We start from the raw sequence: 14,091 nt of genomic DNA, 5'->3' as shown, positions 1-14,091 counted from the left end.
AATTAATTTTCAAATGATAAATTATAATTCTGATGATTAATAATTCTCATTTCAGTCAGCGGCCAGTAAACCCAGAAGGCCCTTCCTGATATAGCATCATAATCAACAAATCCTACAATACTTTTGAATCTGCTGTCAGCACTGTGATTCCTGTTGTCTCCCATAACAAAAACACTTTCTTCAGGGACTTCATATGGCCCAAAATCACCGATCATTTTTTCTGGAAGATAATTTTCTTCTAGTGCCTCTCCATTAACATAAGTCACACCGTCTTTAATATATACTGTATCACCAGGCTTGCCAATGACTCTCTTTATATACTTTTGATCTGGTGCGCTCCGAGGAGTAAAAACTATAATATCTCCTCTCTCAGGTGGATGAAATCTGTAAATAAACTTATTTACAAAAAGTCTTTCCCCATCATGAAGTGTATTAGACATTGACCTTCCATCAACTACAAATGACTGGGCTACAAATGTAATTATAAAAAAGGCCAGAATACCTGCTATTACTAAAGATTGCAAAAACTCCTTTACTGCATTTTTCACATCATTTCCCCCAGTTCCTCACTAAATAAATTATTCTTTATCTTTTTTGCTGTCTTCAGAATCATCAACATTTTTGCTGTTGCTTTTCTCTTCTACACGAGAAATTGCATTTTTGACAAAGTCAATATCAACATTCGAAGACACTCTAACTCGAACATTACTGTCTTTGAGTTTGATAATCTTACCTTTAATACCGCCAATAGTAACTATTTTATCACCGATACTAAGATTATCCAGCATGTTCTGATGTTCTTTTTTCTGTTTTTGTTGAGGTCTGATTAAAAAGAACCAAAAAATACCAAAAATTAAGACCCATGGTAAAATTGCATATAAATATTCCATTAACTATCCTCTCCTAATTAATTTTTTTCTCTCATAACTAATTCAACAATAATTATAATATTCCTGCTAAAAGCAAAATATTATTTTAAAAAGAATTAAAATATTTTATTTTAATTCATATTTATCATAAAACTCCTCTCTGAAATCAATAAACCTGTCATCCTTAATAGCCTGCCTGATTTCTTCAGAAAACTTCAGCATAAAATAGAGATTATGGTAGGTTGTTAATCTAACCCCAAGTATTTCATTTCGCTTAAGTAAATGTCTTACATAGCCACGACTATAATTCTGGCAAACATGACAGTCACATTCAGAATCAAGAGGAGAAAAATCTTCTTTATAAGTTGCATTCCTAATTGTTTTTCTTCCCTGATGGGTAAATATCTGACCATGTCGAGCAATCCTGGTTGGCATCACACAATCAAACATATCAATACCATGATAAATACCTTCTATTAAATCTTCGGGAGTTCCTACTCCCATTAAATAACGCGGTTTATCTTCCGGCATCAATGGTGTTGTATAATCAAGCATTTTATACATTTCTTCTTTTGGCTCTCCAACACTCAAACCACCAATGGAATAACCAGGGAAATCAAATTTTGTTGTCTCTTCGACACTCTGTTTCCTTAGTTCTGGATAAACTCCTCCCTGAATGATTCCAAAAAGTGCCTGGCCCCTGGCGGTTTCCATTTCTTTTTTACATCTTTCTGCCCAGCGAAGGGTCCTATTTAATGATTTTTCTACATATTCCTTTTCAGCTGGATAAGGAGGACACTCGTCAAAAGCCATTACAATATCAGAACCTAAGTTTTTTTGAATCTGCATTGATTTTTCTGGTGATATAAAGTGTTTCGATCCATCAAGATGTGATTGAAAATAAACACCTTCTTCTTCTATTTCTCGCAAATTTGCAAGTGAAAAAACCTGAAAACCACCACTATCTGTCAAAATTGGACGATCCCAATTCATAAACTTATGCAGCCCACCAGCTTTAGCAATTAAATCATCACCTGGTCTCAAATATAAATGATATGTGTTTCCAAGTATGATCTGTGAACCAATTTCTTTTAATTCTCTGGATGACATTGCCTTAACAGTCGCCTGGGTACCAACGGGCATAAAGATAGGTGTTTCAATTTTGCCGTGATCTGTAGTTATCTCACCCAGTCGAGCCTGTGAATTCTTATTTTTCTTAAATAATTTAAAATCAAACAAACTAATCTTCCTTCCTGTTTAAAATCAGCATCGCATCTCCCAAACTAAAAAATCTAAATTCATTTTCTACAGCCTGCTCATAGGCTTCTAAAACAAATTCTTTACCTGCCAGAGCCGAAACCAGCATCAATAAAGTAGACTTAGGAAGATGGAAATTCGTAATTAAAGAGTCAATAACTTTAAATTCATAGCCCGGATAAATAAAAATATCAGTCCATCCTTTATATTCACTCAGTTCACCATCCTGAGCTGCGGATTCCAGTGTCCTGGTTACTGTTGTTCCAACAGCTACAACTTTATTACCCCTGGCTTTAACTTCTTTAATTTTTTTAGCAGTCTCAGCAGAAATCTCTGCGTACTCCTCATGCATCTCATGGTCTTCAATATCTTCACTTTTGACCGGTCTAAATGTACCCAAACCAACATGCAGAGTTATATAGTCTAGTATTACACCGTATTCCTGCAATTCTTCTAATAAACGATCGGTAAAATGAAGTCCGGCTGTTGGAGCTGCTGCTGATCCTTTTTTTTCACTGTATACTGTCTGATAGCGCTCGGGATCATCTAATTTTTCATTAATATATGGAGGCAAAGGCATTTCACCCAGCTGATTTAAAATCTCTTCAAAATTATATTCCTGCTGATCCCAGCTAAATTCTACTATTCTGCCGCCAAAATCAGTATATTCTACAACTTCAGCCTCTAAAATATCTTCAAAATTAATCTTAACACCTTTTTTAGCTCTGCGGCCGGGTCTAACTAAAACCTCCCAGCGTCCCTCTGCTAATTCATTTAATAATAATAGTTCAATTTCTGTTCCTGTTGGAATTTTCTCTCCATATAACCTGGCTGGAATAACTCGACTATTATTCATAACGATCATATCACCAGGTTCTAAGTAATCTTTTAAATTTTTAAAAATATCCTCTTTAATCCTGTCCTGTTCTGGATTTAAAATCATTAACCTTGATTCATCCCGCTCAGGAAGAGGTGTTTGAGCAATCAACTCTTCTGGAAGATGATAATCAAATTCTTCTACTTTCATCTAAAATTACCTCCAAAATCATTTAACTTTAATGTAGATCAATCAATATTCTGCTCAATATTAAGATGCTGATAGGCCTTAGTAGTGGCAATTCGTCCTCTTGGAGTACGCTCTAAAAACCCTAACTGAAGCAGATAAGGCTCGTACACATCTTCAATAGTTTCTGTTTCTTCACTGATTGCAGCCGCAAGTGTATTTAAACCAACTGGACCGCCTCTAAACTTAAGTATAATGGTTTCCAATAACTTATGATCAATTCGATCCAGTCCCAGTTCATCAATTTCCAGCAACTTTAAAGCAGCATCCACAACATCTCTATTAATTATACCATCTGCTTTAACTTCTGCAAAATCTCTTACTCTTTTTAAGAGCCGATTAGCTATTCTGGGAGTTCCTCTTGAACGTCTTGCTATTTCAAGAGCTCCATGATCTACAATTTCTACATCAAGAATAGCTGCTGATCTGCTAACGATTTCCTGAAGCTCAGTCTGTTCATAAAATTCCAGTCTGTTAATAACTCCAAATCTGTCGCGCAGGGGAGAACTCAATCTACCAGCTTTAGTTGTAGCTCCTACCAAAGTAAAAGGAGCCAGATCCAGTCTGACCGAGCGAGCACTGGGTCCTTTTCCAATAATTATATCCAGACAGTAGTCTTCCATTGCCGGATATAAAACTTCCTCTACCATTTTATTTAAGCGGTGAATTTCATCTATAAAAAGCACATCACTCGGCTGCAGATTAGTCAAAATCGATGCCAGATCTCCCGGTCTTTCAATAGCCGGACCGGAAGTCTGATGAATATTTACATTTAACTCATTTGCAATTATATTAGCCAGGGTAGTTTTACCAAGTCCAGGTGGTCCATAAAGCATAACATGATCAAGTGCTTCTTTTCTATCTCTGGCTGCCTGAATAAATATCTTTAGTTTTTCTTTCGATTTATTCTGACCAATATATTCTTCCAGACTGAGCGGCCTTAACCCTTTATCTATAGAATTATCATCTTTTTTCTTTTTGGGAGAAACAACTCTTCTTTCATTTTCCATTATTATCTCTCCTTACCAAGCTGGCTTAAAGTTAATCTAATTTTTTCTGATAGGTCAGCTTCAGCATTATATTCTACTTCTCTTAAAGCACGATTTATTTCTGATATTTTATAACCAAGTGCTGTTAGGGCATCAATTATATCCTGACGTTCTTTATCAGTAGTAAAATCTTTAGCTGCTGTGTTATTTTCGCTCTGCAAGTAAGCAAATTCCTCTAACTTGCTTTGAAGCTCAAGTATAAGTCGTTGAGCAGTTTTAGGTCCAATACCCGATATTTCTTTTAAAACCACTTCGTTTTTCTGCATTATAGCATTAATAAACCTGGGAGCAGGCATTGTATTTAAAATATTCAAACCCGCACTGGGACCTATACCGTTAACAGTTATTAAAATTTCAAAAAGCTCTTTACCATTTTTTTCTGGAAAAGCAAATAGTTTTAAAGCATCTTCTCTTACATAAGTGTATGTATAAACCTCTATCTCTTCTCCAACCCGGGGTTGTTTTTTAAAACCAGCCAGTTCTAATTCATAACCTACCCCACCAATATTCAGTATTATTTTATTATTTTCAGAATCAATTACTTCTCCTTCTAAATAGCCAATCATAATCTTTCCTCCCATCCAGAATGAGCACTGTATACATGTCCATGACAGATAGAAATTGCCAGAGCGTCTGCGGCATCATCAGGACGGGGAATTTCAGATAAATTCAGTAATGATTTAACCATCATCTGAACCTGTTTTTTGTCAGCTCTTCCATATCCGACAACCGCCTGTTTAATCTGCAGAGGAGTATATTCAGCAACCTCTAAGCCAGCCTGAGCACCTGCAAGTAAAATTACTCCTCTCGCCTGTCCAACTACTATTGCCGTTTTAACATTTTTATTAAAAAATAATTCTTCGACTGCCATTTGCTCTGGCTGAAACTCTTTAATTAAAGCTTCAATATTCCTATGGATAATTTCAAGCCTTTCCACATTGCTTTTATCTGCTGAAGTTTTAATAACACCATACTCTAACACATTAAAATGATTTGTCTCTTTGTCCACCAGAGCATAACCAATAGTTGCCAGCCCCGGATCAATACCTAGAATTCGCAAAAATCACACCCCACTCAAACTAATGTTTGAAACAATTATATCACAATGAGTAAAAATATTAAAACAAAAAAATAAAGACACTGCTGCACAGTGCCCTTATTAAAATCTACAATTATTTTAAAACATCTAAATTAAAATTAGATTAAATTTTAATTAATTCTCTTCAGCTTCAAGTTCAGCTCTAACATCTTCAGGAATCTCAAAATTAGAATAAACATCTTGAATATCATCATGATCTTCTAATTGATCCATTAATCTCAGCATTTTTTTAGCATCACTTTTATCTAAAGTAACTTTATTATCAGGAATCATTGCCAGATCAGCAGATTCAAATTCGTAACCTGCTTCCTCCAAAGATTCTCTGGCTGATTCATAATTAGACGGATCAGTATAAATTATTGCTTCCTCTTCTCCATAATCTAAATCTTCTGCTCCTGCCTCTAATGCTTCTAATAATAAATCTTCTTCCCCAACTTCAAATTCGTTGAGATCAATTACAAGCTCGCCTTTACGCTGGAACATCCAGGCAACACAGCCATTAGAACCAAGATTACCCCCATTTTTATCTAAAATGTGGCGTACTTCTGATGCAGTTCTATTTCTATTATCAGTCATAATATCAAGATATAATGCAACTCCACCAGGTCCATACCCCTCATAAACAAAGGATTCATAGGTCATTCCTTCTAAATTACCTGTACCTCGCTTAATTGCCCTCTCAATATTATCATTAGGCATATTATTATCTTTAGCTTTCTGAATAGCCATTCTGAGATCCGAATTCATCTCAGGATCTCCGCCACCTTCTCTTGCAGCTACAGCTATTTTACGACTTAATTTTGAAAATAACTTACCTCTTCTCTTATCTTCTTTTTGCTTTTTATGCTTTATATTAGCCCACTTAGAATGTCCGGCCATATAATAACCCTCCTTAAATCAAATTACACTTCATTAATCAGTTTGCAGTTTATTGTACCATAATTATGATTGTTTTTCAATATTATGTTCCTCTAAAATCTGTGTCAGATCTTTTAAAAGTGTGTAGATCATCTCTAGTTCTTTTTCGTCTCTATTTAAAAGCAGATCAGTTATATTAGAAATCTTAATACTCGCCTCCGAACTCAAATCATAATTAATCAGTAATTTGTCCACACCTACCCCAAGAGCATCAGCAATATTTATCAGTGATTTTAAGGAAGGTTCCTTTTCTCCTCGTTCTACCTGACCAATATATGTATAATGAAGTCCTGCCTTTTCACCTAGACCCTCCTGGGTTAACTCATTGATCTTCCGGTATTCTTTAATTTTTCTACCAATAAATTCTTTTTGCATTCAGCTCACCTCTAATATATATCTTAGAGCGAAGAGAGCTCAATTTGAAGAGGATATAGGTATTATAATAAAGTAAATAGGTATTATTAGAGTATTTAAGTATTTTTTATCTATAAATATTCTTTTTATAATATTTATAGTCTTTTAAAGAACAAAATATCCCTCAGACACCTTTAATAAATTAAGGTAATATTTTATTGACATAAAAAAACCACAGCCAATCAGCTATGGTTTAAAATAATATTATTTATTGTTGGGCTCTCAAATCACTGATTAATGCTGTCAGTTTTTCTCTACCGCCATTATTCCAGTCTTCTATAAAGCTAGCAATCTTTTCTCTGTCATAATCACTTAAACCTTCACCAAGTGAATCTAGATCATGACTATCCAAATCTTTCATTAAATCTATAGCTTTTTTAAGAGGATACTGAATTTTATAATATATCTGATCAACCATCATTTACCTCCTCAAGCTTTTCTACCAGACCTTCTAATCTGGGCATCGTTTCTCGTTCAATATATCTTATGTAACCTTCGAGTGTCATAATTCTATTATCCAGAACTTTGTTACTCATTTCAGGAGAATAATCATTAAATTGCTCTGTTTTATTTACTGCCGCATCAATATAATCTATTACATCAATTACTGCTTTCTCCATTCAAACACCCCTTTTTTGATTTTTATAAAAATTGAAAATATAACAGAGAAAAAAATAAGTTAACCTATAAGCCGAGTTCTGTATTAGATGATCATCTATCTGGGAGCACAGTTGCCTGAACCCTCAAGCGTCCTTACCCGGAGAAAAGCGGATCACTTTTATATTCTCTCTATTTGGACTTACTCCAGATGGGGTTTACCTGGCATTCCAGTTACCTGAAACCCGGTAAGCTCTTACCTTACCTTTTCACCCTTACTTCCAATGATAAGAATTTCAAGAAAACCCTTTCATCAAAAAGCGGTATATTTCTGTGGCACTAGCCTGGGAGTTACCTCCACCGGGTGTTACCCGGCATCCTATCCTGTGGAGCTCGGACTTTCCTCATCATAAAAGATGCGATCATCCGGTTAACTTATTTTTTTACCATATAAAGTATACCACCAGATTTATAATATGTCAAGCATTCTACTCAAGTTAAAAACACCCACTTATTAGACCTTATTTATAGGTCCAGGGATTTGTATTAAGCTCTGATTTTATAAAGTTTAACTCTTTATTTAATTTTGTTGAGGCTTTTGTCTTTAAACTGGCAGCTAATAAATCTCGAACAAATTTTTCGCTGCCATAATGACCAAAATCAATTAAAGATAAGCCCAACTCTTCTGCTGTCTGAGCTTCGTGAAATTTAATATCTCCTGTTAGATAAAGGTCTGCCCCCTGATAATAGGCATCTTTGATAAAATCAGCCCCACTTCCACTGCAGAGAGCTATTCTCTTTATTTTATTTTTCTGCTCTACAACTTTAAGCTGATCTATGCTGTAAACCTCTTTGATCTTTTCTATTAAAGTTTGGAGCTCAATTTCTTCTTTTAAATCAGCAATTCTGCCAATACCCTTTTCATTTTTTAAATTCTCCATCTGATATAAATCCCAGGCAGGTTCCTCATAAGGATGCTCTCTTAGCAAAGTTTTAACGACCTTATCTAAATTTTCAGGTGCTACTATAGTTTCAAATCTATATTCATTTACCTGATTAAGCGAGTCTTTCTGCCCCAAATAAGGATCAGAATTTTCTAAAGGTCTAAAATTACCATTTCCCTGCTGGTAAAAACCACTGTGACTGTAATTTTTATATTTACCGGCCCCCTCAGCATAAAGTGCATCTCGTACATTTTTAAAGCTGCCTTCAGGAATAAAAGTAACCAGCTTATAATAGTTAAGGCTGCTGGTTGTTTTTAAAACAGAAATATTCTCCACATCTAATTTTCTAATCAGATAATCATTTAAACCACCTTCAGCAATATCCAAATTTGTATGGGCAGAAAATAAGGAAATATCATTTTTAATCAGTCCATAAATTAATTTGCCACTTTCACTCTGGGCATCCACAGATTTGATCCCGTTAAAAATAAAAGGATGATGAGTAATAATTAACTGACAATTTTTATCTAAAGCTTCAGTGAAAATTTCATTATTAAAATCAAGTGCCAGCAGTACATTTTCTACTTCCTGGTTTAGATCTCCAACCTGCAGACCTACATTATCCCAGTCTTCTGCCAATCTACCGGGAGCAAGTTCTCCCACCAACTGAACAACTTCTGCTACTTTTGCCATAACTTAACCTCCTCAAATAGATACTCATTAGCATACTTATTATTTATTAATCTTAGCGGATTATTTAAAAGCAAAAAAACCCTGCTCTAATTAAAGAACAGGGTGTTAATATTCCTTGGTGGGCCCACCAGGATTCGAACCTGGGACCAACCGGTTATGAGCCGGTTGCTCTGACCAGCTGAGCTATGGGCCCGCTGCAAAAAACAAATCTATTATTTGTGACGACAAGAATAATTATATGATAGAAATCAGTCCAGGTCAAGAGTAAATTTGCAATTAATCTCCGAAATATTAATGATAATATTGTAATATCTCATAAATACTTCCAATTCCCCATTCATACTCTTTATTCCAGGTAATCCTTCAACTTTTTACTGCGGCTGGGATGTCTTAATTTCCGCAGTGCTTTAGCTTCAATCTGTCGAATTCTTTCCCTGGTAACTCCAAATTCTTTTCCCACTTCTTCCAGAGTTCTTGGTCGACCATCTTCAATTCCAAATCTAAGTTCAAGTACTCTCTTTTCTCTATCAGTAAGAGTATCCAAAACTCCATCTAACTGTTCTTTAAGCAATATATATGATGCCGCTGATGCAGGAGCAGGAGAATCCTCATCTTCAATAAAATCACCAAGGTGACTGTCTTCTTCCTCTCCGATGGGAGTCTCAAGCGAAACAGGTTCCTGTGCAATTTTCATAATTTCTCTTACCTTTTCAGCGGAGATATCCATCTCTTCACCAATTTCTTCCGCCTTGGGTTCTCTTCCCTTTTCCTGTAGAAGCTGTCTTGAAACTCTGATCAGTTTATTAATAGTTTCAACCATATGGACTGGAACTCTAATTGTTCTGGCCTGATCAGCTATAGAACGAGTAATAGCTTGTCTGATCCACCAGGTAGCATAGGTACTAAACTTATAACCTTTGGTATAATCAAATTTTTCTACTGCTTTCATTAGTCCCATATTACCTTCTTGAATTAAATCAAGAAAAAGCATTCCGCGACCAACATATTTTTTGGCAATACTCACCACAAGCCTCAAATTTGCTTCAACAAGTTGCTGTTTAGCCCATTCATCCCCCTGTTCCATTCTTTTGGCAAGTTCCACCTCTTCATCTGCTGTTAAAAGATCCACTTTACCAATCTCTTTTAAATACATTCGAACAGGATCATCTATACCAACACCCTTAGGAACACTCAGATCAAGACCACTATTTTCATCTTCGTCATCTTCATCCTCTTCATCTTCTAATTTAGAATTAACTATTTCAATATTCATTTCACTGAATATATCATAGATTTTCTCTATATCTTCAGAATCTAAATCAATATCCTCCAGGGCATCCATAATTTCTTCATAAGTTAATTCCCCTTCTTTTTTTCCACGATTGACAAGATTCTTAACTTCATCTATTTTGGCAGGACTCATATCTTTTTCAGCCACTTTAGTCCCTCCTTTCAATATTATAATTCAAACTATAAAATGTTAATAAAATGCGATTTAATTTATTTAAACTTAGTTCTCTTCTACTGAGTAAATTGCACAGCTTTTTTTTGTTGCTGGCTATTCTTTTAGAACTTAAATATTCAGCCAGTTCTAAAATGTGTTCTTTAGTTAAAGAATTATCCTGTTTAACCAGAATTTCTGACCAGTAAGATAAAAGTTCATCTCCTAACTCATTTTTTATTTTATCAATTTTAACTGAATTGCTGATCACACTACCCCTAAATAAACGTTCCGCAAGTTGAGAAGTTCTACCATTAAAATCATTTTTAGAAAGTCTGGCTGTAATCTGTTCTCTTAAACCAGGATTACTAATAAAATGAGCCAGAATTTCTTCCTCAACTTTTTGATAATACGATAATTGTGAGTATAAGTCAAATGATTTTTCTGTTTGCTTATTTTGTTTTTCTCTATTTCTTTGATAATTCCTGCTTTTATTTCTCTGAAATTCTTTTTCCACTTCATCGGCCAGCACTTCTGCCTTGAAATCTGTTTTAGCAGCAGCCCTTTCAATATAAATTTCTCTTTCCAGATTATCACTAACCTCACTCAAAAGTTTAACAATTGACTTCAAAACTTTTTTTCGCACTCCTGGATCATTAAGATTTTTATTCTTAACAATCATATTAATTTTAAAATCAATTAAATTTACAGCTTCTTCTATTAATTTATCAAAGCTTTCTTTGCCTTCATTTTTTAATAGTTGGTCTGGATCACTACCTTCGGCTAACTGAATAACTTTGACATTGATTCCTGTTCCACTCAATATATCAAGCCCTCTTAAAGTTGCTTTATTACCGGCTGTATCTGCATCATAAGCTATATAAGCGTTTTCGGCATATCTATGGATTAATTTTGCCTGCTCTTCAGTAAAAGCTGTGCCTAGAGAAGCGATAGAATTATTAAATCCATTTTTATGAGCCTGAATGACATCAGTATAACCTTCCATAATAATACAGCTATTTTTTTTACGAATAGTTTCTTTAGCAAGATGTAAACCATATAAATTTTTCTTTTTACTAAAAATTTGAGTTTCGGGAGAATTAAGATATTTAGGACCATAACCATCCTCAGTCTCCAAAATCCTACCTCCAAATGCAATTACTTCCCCTCGATTATTAAATATAGGAAACATAACTCGGTTTCTAAACTTATCATAATAAGAATTATTTTTCCCTTCACTGATCAAACCAGCTTTATTAATTAAATTAATACCGAACCCCTTTTTTTGTAAAAAATTTAATAAAAGCTGCCATTCATCAGCTGCATAACCAAGCTTAAATTCTTCAATTTCTGACTCTCCAAAACCTCTTTCCTTTAGATAATTCAGGGCATCCCTTCCCATCTCAGTTTCAGTCAATAAATAATTATAAAACCTGGCTGCTAATTTATTTAAAGAAAATAACTGTTCACGTTCTTTATAACGCTGTCGCTGCTGGTTGCTGAGATCAGGAAGTTCCATTCCAGTCCTCTCAGTGAGCATTTTCACTGATTCAACAAAGGTAAGATTTTCAATTTCCATCACAAAATTTATTGCATCTCCACCAGCTCCACAGCCAAAACAGTGGTAAAAATTATTATCAGGATTAACAAAAAATGATGGGGTTTTTTCACTGTGAAAAGGGCATAGACCCTTATATCTATTTCCTGATTTTTTTAATTCAAGATAATCAGAAACCAAATCTACTAAATTAACACTTTCTTTTAATTCATTAATAAATTCATCGGAATATCTGGTCAATTTATCCACCCTGACCTTAATTATTATTTCAAGTTAAAAAAGTATTTTACCGCTGTAATAATATTTCTCTAAAAAGATTATTAATCCTGCATTTATTTATATTAATAACTAAAAGTTTATCGATTTTTGTCGAACCACGGAGTAGGAATAAAATATTTTCTACCCAGATTAATAGCATAACGATCTGTCATGCCCGCAATATAGTCAATTACTGCCTGTTTGTAATTCTTTTCAAACTCTAAATATTCATCAGGAATATAATCAATATTCTCCATAAAAAATTCATAAAGTAATTTTAAAAGTCTTTTTGCTTTACCCTCTTCACTTTTACCTTCAGAACCAATATAAACATTTTCAAAAAGAAAACTTCTTAATTCTTTGGTCGCAGCTTTAACTTCAGCTGAACGTCTTATTTCGCCATGCTGCCAGCTGGAATTTATTAAATCTCTCACCATTACATCGATTCTCTCAGAATGAGTATTGCCCAGAATAGAAATTGCCTTAGCGGGTAAATCAGAATCAGCAATAATACCCGCTCTTAAAGCATCATCAATGTCATGATTAATATAGGCAACTCGATCAGCAATTCTGACAATCTCTCCCTCAAGAGTTAAAGGTTTATTAGCACCTGTATGATTTAAAATACCATCTCTAACCTCAACACTTAAGTTAAGTCCCCTGCTGCCACTACTTCTTTTTTCTATCAGATCCACAACTCTTAAACTTTGAAGGTTATGTTTAAAGTCTGCTCCAGTGATTTCCGAAAGAGCTGCTTCACCAGCATGGCCAAATGGAGTATGCCCCAGGTCATGTCCCAGAGCAATTGCTTCTACTAAATCTTCATTTAATTTAAGAGCTCTTGCTATCGTACGAGCAATCTGAGACACTTCCAGAGTGTGAGTAAGTCGAGTTCGATAGTGATCTCCTTCGGGAGCAATAAAAACCTGTGTTTTATGTTTAAGTCTTCTAAAGGCTTTAGAATGAATAATTCTATCACGATCATGCTGAAATATCGTGCGAATATCAGAATCAGATTCTGGTTTTATTCGTCCTCTACTCTCGGAACTCAAACAGGCAAAATCCGAAAGTTTTTCTCTTTCCCATGCCAGCTGTTCAACTCTGGAAAACATAGTATCAGCTCCTAATCATTAAAATATGAAAGAACCTCAACAGCAGTTTCTTCTATCGTTTTATCCGTAACATCAATTATGGGACAGCCTATTTCTTCCATAATAGAATCAGCATATTCGAATTCCTGATTTATTCTTTCTTTAGCTGCATAGGTTGCATCATCACCAAGTCCCATCTTTTTTAATCTTTCTATCCTGATATCATTTAATAATTCAGGATCTATAGTCAGTCCAACTACCTTGTTATCTTTATTTTCTAAAACAGAGGGGTGGACATCTACCTCAGGTACCAGCGGCACATTGGCAGTTTTATAACCTAAATATGAAAGATGAACAGAAAGAGGTGTTTTAGAGGTTCTGGATACTCCTACTAAAACAATATCAGCTTCTGCAATCCCTTTGGACTCATTTAAATCATCGAATCGGAGAGTAAACTCCATTGCTTCAATTCTTTTAAAATATTCTTCATCCAATTTATATTTAAGCGCAAATTCCTCTCTTGGCTCAACCCCCAGTCTTCCCGCTACCATATTTAGAGGCTGGTCCATCATATCAATATATTCCAGATTATTTTTTTCTGCCAGCATATTTAAATGTTTTCTCATCTCTGTTTTAACAAAAGTATAGGCAATAATTGCATTATCTGCTTTCGCCTTTTCTATAATCTCGTCAATTCTTTCCAGAGAACGCACAAAAGAAAATGACCTGATTTTTACATCAGAGTCAGGAAATTGTCCTACTGCTGACTCCATTAAATGTTTGGCTGTTTTACCGGTTGAATCTGACACTGCATAAGCAATCAATTTTTTTTCACTCATA

General features: G+C 34.7%; 16 protein-coding genes, 1 tRNA gene and 1 other RNA gene. All 18 read right to left on the bottom strand.

Annotated features, from left to right (window positions below; translation table 11 throughout):
- Positions 1-2: 2 nt before the first annotated feature.
- Positions 3-548 carry a signal peptidase I gene (gene lepB, locus BW929_RS06705; protein WP_076544596.1) on the bottom strand — a complete coding sequence of 182 codons (546 nt, stop codon included), beginning with the start codon at positions 546-548 and terminating at the stop codon, positions 3-5.
- A 30-nt stretch (positions 549-578) separates the two neighbouring features.
- Positions 579-890 carry a preprotein translocase subunit YajC gene (gene yajC, locus BW929_RS06700; protein ID WP_076544595.1) on the bottom strand — a complete coding sequence of 104 codons (312 nt, stop codon included), beginning with the start codon at positions 888-890 and terminating at the stop codon, positions 579-581.
- A gap of 105 nt (positions 891-995) precedes the next feature.
- Entirely contained in the window at positions 996-2,108 is a 1,113-nt protein-coding gene (gene tgt / locus BW929_RS06695) for a tRNA guanosine(34) transglycosylase Tgt (RefSeq protein WP_076544594.1), read from the bottom strand.
- Position 2,109: 1 nt separating this feature from the next.
- Positions 2,110-3,153, bottom strand: a complete 1,044-nt coding sequence (gene queA, locus BW929_RS06690) for a tRNA preQ1(34) S-adenosylmethionine ribosyltransferase-isomerase QueA (RefSeq protein ID WP_076544593.1) — start codon at positions 3,151-3,153, stop codon at positions 2,110-2,112.
- A gap of 38 nt (positions 3,154-3,191) precedes the next feature.
- Positions 3,192-4,199 (bottom strand): Holliday junction branch migration DNA helicase RuvB, encoded by a 1,008-nt coding sequence (gene ruvB, locus BW929_RS06685; RefSeq protein WP_076544592.1) that lies wholly within the window; start codon positions 4,197-4,199, stop codon positions 3,192-3,194.
- A gap of 2 nt (positions 4,200-4,201) precedes the next feature.
- Complete coding sequence (gene ruvA, locus BW929_RS06680; protein WP_076544591.1) at positions 4,202-4,804, bottom strand: Holliday junction branch migration protein RuvA; 603 nt, start codon at positions 4,802-4,804, stop codon at positions 4,202-4,204.
- A complete protein-coding gene (gene ruvC / locus BW929_RS06675; protein ID WP_076544590.1) occupies positions 4,801-5,298 on the bottom strand; it encodes a crossover junction endodeoxyribonuclease RuvC in 498 nt (165 codons plus the stop codon). Before ruvC ends, ruvA begins: the two co-directional genes overlap by 4 nt.
- Before the next feature lie 153 nt (positions 5,299-5,451).
- Entirely contained in the window at positions 5,452-6,216 is a 765-nt protein-coding gene (locus BW929_RS06670) for a YebC/PmpR family DNA-binding transcriptional regulator (RefSeq protein WP_076544589.1), read from the bottom strand.
- A gap of 63 nt (positions 6,217-6,279) precedes the next feature.
- Positions 6,280-6,630, bottom strand: a complete 351-nt coding sequence (locus tag BW929_RS06665) for a helix-turn-helix domain-containing protein (RefSeq protein ID WP_076544588.1) — start codon at positions 6,628-6,630, stop codon at positions 6,280-6,282.
- A 247-nt stretch (positions 6,631-6,877) separates the two neighbouring features.
- Positions 6,878-7,087: a hypothetical protein gene (locus BW929_RS06660; protein WP_076544587.1), complete on the bottom strand. Its 210-nt coding sequence runs from the start codon at positions 7,085-7,087 to the stop codon at positions 6,878-6,880.
- Positions 7,080-7,289: a hypothetical protein gene (locus BW929_RS06655; protein ID WP_076544586.1), complete on the bottom strand. Its 210-nt coding sequence runs from the start codon at positions 7,287-7,289 to the stop codon at positions 7,080-7,082. The genes BW929_RS06660 and BW929_RS06655 overlap by 8 nt, the downstream gene beginning before the upstream one ends.
- A gap of 51 nt (positions 7,290-7,340) precedes the next feature.
- Positions 7,341-7,704: RNase P RNA component class A (gene rnpB / locus BW929_RS06650), an RNA gene on the bottom strand.
- Between the two features lie 83 nt (positions 7,705-7,787).
- A complete protein-coding gene (locus tag BW929_RS06645; protein ID WP_076544585.1) occupies positions 7,788-8,903 on the bottom strand; it encodes a Nif3-like dinuclear metal center hexameric protein in 1,116 nt (371 codons plus the stop codon).
- A gap of 116 nt (positions 8,904-9,019) precedes the next feature.
- Positions 9,020-9,096: transfer RNA gene (locus tag BW929_RS06640), tRNA-Ile, on the bottom strand.
- A 153-nt stretch (positions 9,097-9,249) separates the two neighbouring features.
- Complete coding sequence (gene rpoD, locus BW929_RS06635) at positions 9,250-10,326, bottom strand: RNA polymerase sigma factor RpoD (protein ID WP_199505818.1); 1,077 nt, start codon at positions 10,324-10,326, stop codon at positions 9,250-9,252.
- Positions 10,327-10,342: 16 nt separating this feature from the next.
- On the bottom strand, positions 10,343-12,151 hold the full coding sequence (gene dnaG / locus BW929_RS06630) for a DNA primase (protein ID WP_234978070.1): 1,809 nt from the start codon (positions 12,149-12,151) through the stop codon (positions 10,343-10,345).
- 107 nt (positions 12,152-12,258) lie between these two features.
- Positions 12,259-13,272: a deoxyguanosinetriphosphate triphosphohydrolase gene (locus tag BW929_RS06625; protein WP_076544582.1), complete on the bottom strand. Its 1,014-nt coding sequence runs from the start codon at positions 13,270-13,272 to the stop codon at positions 12,259-12,261.
- Positions 13,273-13,283: 11 nt separating this feature from the next.
- On the bottom strand, positions 13,284-14,090 hold the full coding sequence (locus BW929_RS06620; RefSeq protein ID WP_076544581.1) for a pyruvate, water dikinase regulatory protein: 807 nt from the start codon (positions 14,088-14,090) through the stop codon (positions 13,284-13,286).
- Between the last annotated feature and the right edge of the window lies 1 nt (position 14,091).

It is taken from the genome of Halanaerobium kushneri (assembly GCF_900156285.1).
GTDB classification, from domain to species: domain Bacteria; phylum Bacillota; class Halanaerobiia; order Halanaerobiales; family Halanaerobiaceae; genus Halanaerobium; species Halanaerobium kushneri.
This window is presented reverse-complemented; position numbering and strand designations above follow the sequence as displayed.

Bases quoted from the DNA above. Each gene is read 5' to 3' on its own strand.
- BW929_RS06670 (WP_076544589.1), bottom strand. From the start codon at position 6,216: ATGGCCGGACATTCTAAGTGGGCTAATATAAAGCATAAAAAGCAAAAA.
- ruvA (WP_076544591.1), bottom strand. From the start codon at position 4,804: ATGATTGGCTATTTAGAAGGAGAAGTAATTGATTCTGAAAATAATAAA.
- BW929_RS06645 (WP_076544585.1), bottom strand. From the start codon at position 8,903: ATGGCAAAAGTAGCAGAAGTTGTTCAGTTGGTGGGAGAACTTGCTCCC.
- queA (WP_076544593.1), bottom strand. From the start codon at position 3,153: ATGAAAGTAGAAGAATTTGATTATCATCTTCCAGAAGAGTTGATTGCT.
- BW929_RS06660 (WP_076544587.1), bottom strand. From the start codon at position 7,087: ATGGTTGATCAGATATATTATAAAATTCAGTATCCTCTTAAAAAAGCT.
- BW929_RS06625 (WP_076544582.1), bottom strand. From the start codon at position 13,272: ATGTTTTCCAGAGTTGAACAGCTGGCATGGGAAAGAGAAAAACTTTCG.
- BW929_RS06665 (WP_076544588.1), bottom strand. From the start codon at position 6,630: ATGCAAAAAGAATTTATTGGTAGAAAAATTAAAGAATACCGGAAGATC.
- rpoD (WP_199505818.1), bottom strand. From the start codon at position 10,326: ATGAGTCCTGCCAAAATAGATGAAGTTAAGAATCTTGTCAATCGTGGA.
- yajC (WP_076544595.1), bottom strand. From the start codon at position 890: ATGGAATATTTATATGCAATTTTACCATGGGTCTTAATTTTTGGTATT.
- BW929_RS06620 (WP_076544581.1), bottom strand. From the start codon at position 14,090: ATGAGTGAAAAAAAATTGATTGCTTATGCAGTGTCAGATTCAACCGGT.
- ruvB (WP_076544592.1), bottom strand. From the start codon at position 4,199: ATGGAAAATGAAAGAAGAGTTGTTTCTCCCAAAAAGAAAAAAGATGAT.
- BW929_RS06655 (WP_076544586.1), bottom strand. From the start codon at position 7,289: ATGGAGAAAGCAGTAATTGATGTAATAGATTATATTGATGCGGCAGTA.